The sequence below is a fragment of the Burkholderia sp. genome, from assembly GCF_018375725.1.
GTDB lineage: Bacteria > Pseudomonadota > Gammaproteobacteria > Burkholderiales > Burkholderiaceae > Burkholderia.
In genome coordinates, this window is record NZ_JAHACR010000378.1 from 1 (window position 1) to 3,610 (window position 3,610).

The following is a 3,610-nucleotide window of genomic DNA, read 5'->3' on the forward strand; positions in this document are numbered from 1 at the left end:
AAAAGATGTAGATGTATCATCTCTGTCACCGATGATGCACGACGATCCGAACGAAGCCGGCCTGCCGCCGCACGACGCCGCCAGCCCCGACGAAGCCGCCGACGAAGTCAATCCGCTGCACCGTCGCCGCATCCGCAGTTTCGTCACCCGCGCCGGCCGCGTGTCGACCGGCCAGCGCCGCGCGCTCGACGAGCTCGGCCCGCGCTTCGTCGTGCCGTACACGCCGGAAGCGCCCGACTGGAACGCCGTATTCGGCCGCACTGCGCCGCGCATCCTCGAAATCGGCTTCGGAATGGGCGCATCGACCGCGGAAATCGCCTCGCATCGCCCGGACGACGACTTCCTCGGCGTCGAAGTGCACGAGCCGGGTGTCGGCGCGCTGCTGAAACTGATCGGCGAGCAGGATCTCACGAACATCCGCATCATCCAGCACGACGCGGTCGAAGTGCTCGAGCACATGCTCGCGCCGGCCAGCCTCGACGGCGTGCACATCTTCTTCCCGGATCCGTGGCACAAGGCCCGCCATCACAAGCGCCGGCTGATCCAGCCGGCGCTCGTCGCGCTGCTCGCATCGCGCCTGAAGCCCGGCGCTTATCTGCACTGCGCGACCGACTGGCAGAACTACGCGGAGCAGATGCTCGAAGTGCTCGGCGCCGATCCCGCACTCGAAAATACCGCCGCCGATTACGCACCGCGCCCCGACTACCGGCCGGTCACGAAGTTCGAGCGGCGCGGCCTGCGGCTCGGGCACGGCGTCTGGGATCTGGTTTTCCGGAAGCGCGCCGGCTGATCGCCGCACGATACGTTCCGCCCGCCTCATGGAAAAACGGCTCGACCGGCCATTGCCGGTCGAGCCGTTCGTATTTTCATTGGGATTTCACGCGCAGCCTGCTTGCCGGATGTCGCGACACGCTCAAGCGCCATGCGAATCCATGATCAGCCCGATCTCCACTTAACCGACTACGCCGAGTAAGCATCGGGCTGAGCACTTCCGACCCGCCGACTGATCAGGCCCAGTTCAGCCAGCCGCTATACCCGACCAGCAGCACGAACAGGCCGAACACGATCCGGTACCACGCGAACACGGTGAAATCGTGCGACGAAACATAGCGCAGCAGCCAGCGCACGCATGCGAACGCACTGACGAACGCCGCCGCCAGCCCGAGCGCGAAGAGGCCGAATGAATCGATCGTGAACGCGTGCCAGTCCTTGACGGTTTCGTAGAGCGTCGCGCCGAAGATGATCGGAATCGCGAGGAAAAACGAAAACTCGGTGGCGACGCGCCGGTCGAGGCCGAACAACATCCCGCCGATGATCGTCGAGCCCGAGCGCGACATGCCGGGAATCAGTGCAAAGCACTGCGCGATGCCGACCTTGAGCGCATCGAGCGGCGTCAGCGCGTCGACGGACTGCACGCGTGGGATCTCGCCGCGCTCGCGCTGCCGCGCCTCGACCCAAAGAATCACCGCGCCGCCCGCGACGAGTGCGAACGCGACCGGCACCGGCGAGAACAGCACCGCCTTGATCTTCTTTTCGAACAGGAGACCGAGTGCGACCGCCGGAATCGTCGCGAGCACGACATTGAGCGCGAAGCGCCGCGCGTCCGGCCGGCTGGGCAACCCGGTCACGACCGACGCGATCCGGCGGCGGTACTCCCAGCACACCGCGAGAATCGCGCCGAACTGGATCACGACGTCGAAGCTCTTCGCTTGCGCATCGTTGAAGTCGAGGAAGCTGCCCGCGACGATCAGATGGCCGGTGCTCGAAACCGGCAGGAACTCCGTCAGGCCCTCGACGACGCCGAGGATCAATGCCTTGCAGATCAGTAACCAGTCCATCCGTGACCCAATGTCGAAATGGCCAAAGGAATGAGCCACGCATCCGCCGCGGCCCGCCCGGCCGCGCAGCGACGTTACTTCTCGACGATCGCGACGCGTATGCCGTTTGTAAGGACGGTGATTGTACCGGGTTCATAGTTCACGCCGGCGAATTGCAGCTGTTCCGGCTTGAACGTATAGATCGGGTAGTCGGTGAGCAATTGGGTGGCGATCATTCCGGCGGCGGCGCCGATCTGCTGCGTGTACGCCTGCGCGTCGCCGTCGAGGGCGACGTTGTCGACGGCGGGCGCCTTCAGCACGACCGAGCGGCTCGGCGGATCGTAGGCGAGCTGGCCGGACACGGTGAACTTGCCGTTGACGGGCGCGCGCAGGAATGGGCTGACGAAATGCGCGTCGAGTTGCACGGCGACGCGGTTCTGATCCGGCAACAGGCCGACGACCGGATTGGCGAGCGACACGTCGACGACCTGTGCGACGGTTTTCTGGTACGGGAATTTCCGTGCGACGGCCTTTTGGACGTCGCCGCGCGAGAACGTGTAGTGATCGGGGATGAACGGGAACGTCGACGCGCAGGCGGCGAGCGACATCGCCACGCCGGCGGCGCCGATGCATGCGGCGAGAAAGTGGCGCCGTCCTGGTGAGCGGTTTGCAATCATGTTGGATCTCCTGTCGCCCCGAGTTAGCGCTTTAGCGCTTACTCGGGGCCCATGGCGTGGCTGGTTGGAGTTAGTGCTTCGAGGCACTTACTCCAACCCCACGGCGGTCGCCCCGAGTTAGCGCTTCAGCGCTTACTCGGGGCCCATGGTGTGGCTGGTCGGAATCAGCGCTTCAGCGCCTGCTCTGATCCCATAGCGTAGTTAGTTGGAGTTGACGCTTCAGCCCCCACTCCGCCTCCCCACCCAATCAAAACAACGCCACCGGTTGCGTTGCGGCTTCAAGTTCCGTGATCCACGCGAGCGCTTCAGCGCGCGAATCGCCGCACATCGGCTGCTGCGGCTGCAGCCCCGAACAGCACGCGGGGCGTTCCGGACGCCCGAAGATCCGGCAACGCAGATCGTCGCCCAGCTGCACGCAACGCACGCCGGCGGGCTTGCCGTCCGGCATGCCCGGAATCGGACTGGAAATCGACGGCGCGATGCAGCACGCACCACACGCTTCGCGGCAAGCATGCGACGCCTGGGCATCGGCGCGCACCGCGCGGACTGACATTTCGACGGACACTCGACTCTCTCGAACTGAATACGGCGCCGCACACTGCGTCCGGCCGCCGAGAATCCGCATTGTGCCATCCGTCGGCTGCGACGTTATTACACAATCCATGCGAATAGCGGGTTTATATACTCGAAGGCATCTAACAAAGACGTGGGCCAGCGATGAATCCTGCCGACATCCTGTTTCGTCCAGATTTGCTCGCGAAATACAGCGCGAACGGGCCGCGCTACACGTCGTACCCGACCGCGCTGCAGTTCCGCGACGATTTCGATTCCGCCGACTATGTCCGCGCGGCGAGCGATCCGGGCGCATCGTCGAGCGAGCTGTCGCTGTACGTCCACATCCCGTTCTGCAACACCGCCTGCTTCTACTGCGGCTGCAACAGGATCGCGACCAACAACCATCGTCGCGCGCGCCCGTATCTCGACCAGCTCAAGCGCGAGATGGCGCTGCAAGCCGCGCACTTCGACGCCGCACGCCCGGTCACCCAGTTGCATTGGGGCGGCGGCACGCCGACCTTCCTGTCCGATGATGAAACGGCCGAGCTGATGGCCGCGACC

The 3,610-nt window shown here is 64.9% G+C and carries 5 protein-coding genes; 2 read left to right on the forward strand and 3 right to left on the reverse strand.

Annotated elements, in window-relative coordinates; all coding sequences use genetic code 11:
- Positions 1 to 31 precede the first annotated feature (31 nt).
- The gene (gene trmB / locus KH616_RS23020) at positions 32 to 790 is read left to right on the forward strand and encodes a tRNA (guanosine(46)-N7)-methyltransferase TrmB (protein WP_292252206.1); all 759 of its coding nucleotides are present in this window, start codon (positions 32 to 34) and stop codon (positions 788 to 790) included.
- A gap of 217 nt (positions 791 to 1,007) precedes the next feature.
- On the opposite strand, the gene KH616_RS23025 is transcribed toward trmB, so the two are convergent.
- The 3 genes from KH616_RS23025 to KH616_RS23035 form a co-directional block, all read right to left on the reverse strand.
- The gene (locus KH616_RS23025) at positions 1,008 to 1,838 is read right to left on the reverse strand and encodes an undecaprenyl-diphosphate phosphatase (protein ID WP_292252203.1); all 831 of its coding nucleotides are present in this window, start codon (positions 1,836 to 1,838) and stop codon (positions 1,008 to 1,010) included.
- Positions 1,839 to 1,912: 74 nt separating this feature from the next.
- Positions 1,913 to 2,494 carry a DUF1439 domain-containing protein gene (locus KH616_RS23030; protein WP_292252204.1) on the reverse strand — a complete coding sequence of 194 codons (582 nt, stop codon included), beginning with the start codon at positions 2,492 to 2,494 and terminating at the stop codon, positions 1,913 to 1,915.
- 247 nt (positions 2,495 to 2,741) lie between these two features.
- The gene (locus KH616_RS23035; protein WP_292252205.1) at positions 2,742 to 3,047 is read right to left on the reverse strand and encodes a YkgJ family cysteine cluster protein; all 306 of its coding nucleotides are present in this window, start codon (positions 3,045 to 3,047) and stop codon (positions 2,742 to 2,744) included.
- A 164-nt stretch (positions 3,048 to 3,211) separates the two neighbouring features.
- Here KH616_RS23035 and KH616_RS23040 point away from each other — a divergent pair.
- The coding region (locus tag KH616_RS23040; protein WP_366835148.1) for a radical SAM protein at positions 3,212 to 3,610 on the forward strand (399 nt) is incomplete at its 3' end.

Bases quoted from the DNA above. Each gene is read 5' to 3' on its own strand.
- trmB (WP_292252206.1), top strand. From the start codon at position 32: ATGATGCACGACGATCCGAACGAAGCCGGCCTGCCGCCGCACGACGCC.
- KH616_RS23025 (WP_292252203.1), bottom strand. From the start codon at position 1,838: ATGGACTGGTTACTGATCTGCAAGGCATTGATCCTCGGCGTCGTCGAG.
- KH616_RS23030 (WP_292252204.1), bottom strand. From the start codon at position 2,494: ATGATTGCAAACCGCTCACCAGGACGGCGCCACTTTCTCGCCGCATGC.
- KH616_RS23035 (WP_292252205.1), bottom strand. From the start codon at position 3,047: ATGTCAGTCCGCGCGGTGCGCGCCGATGCCCAGGCGTCGCATGCTTGC.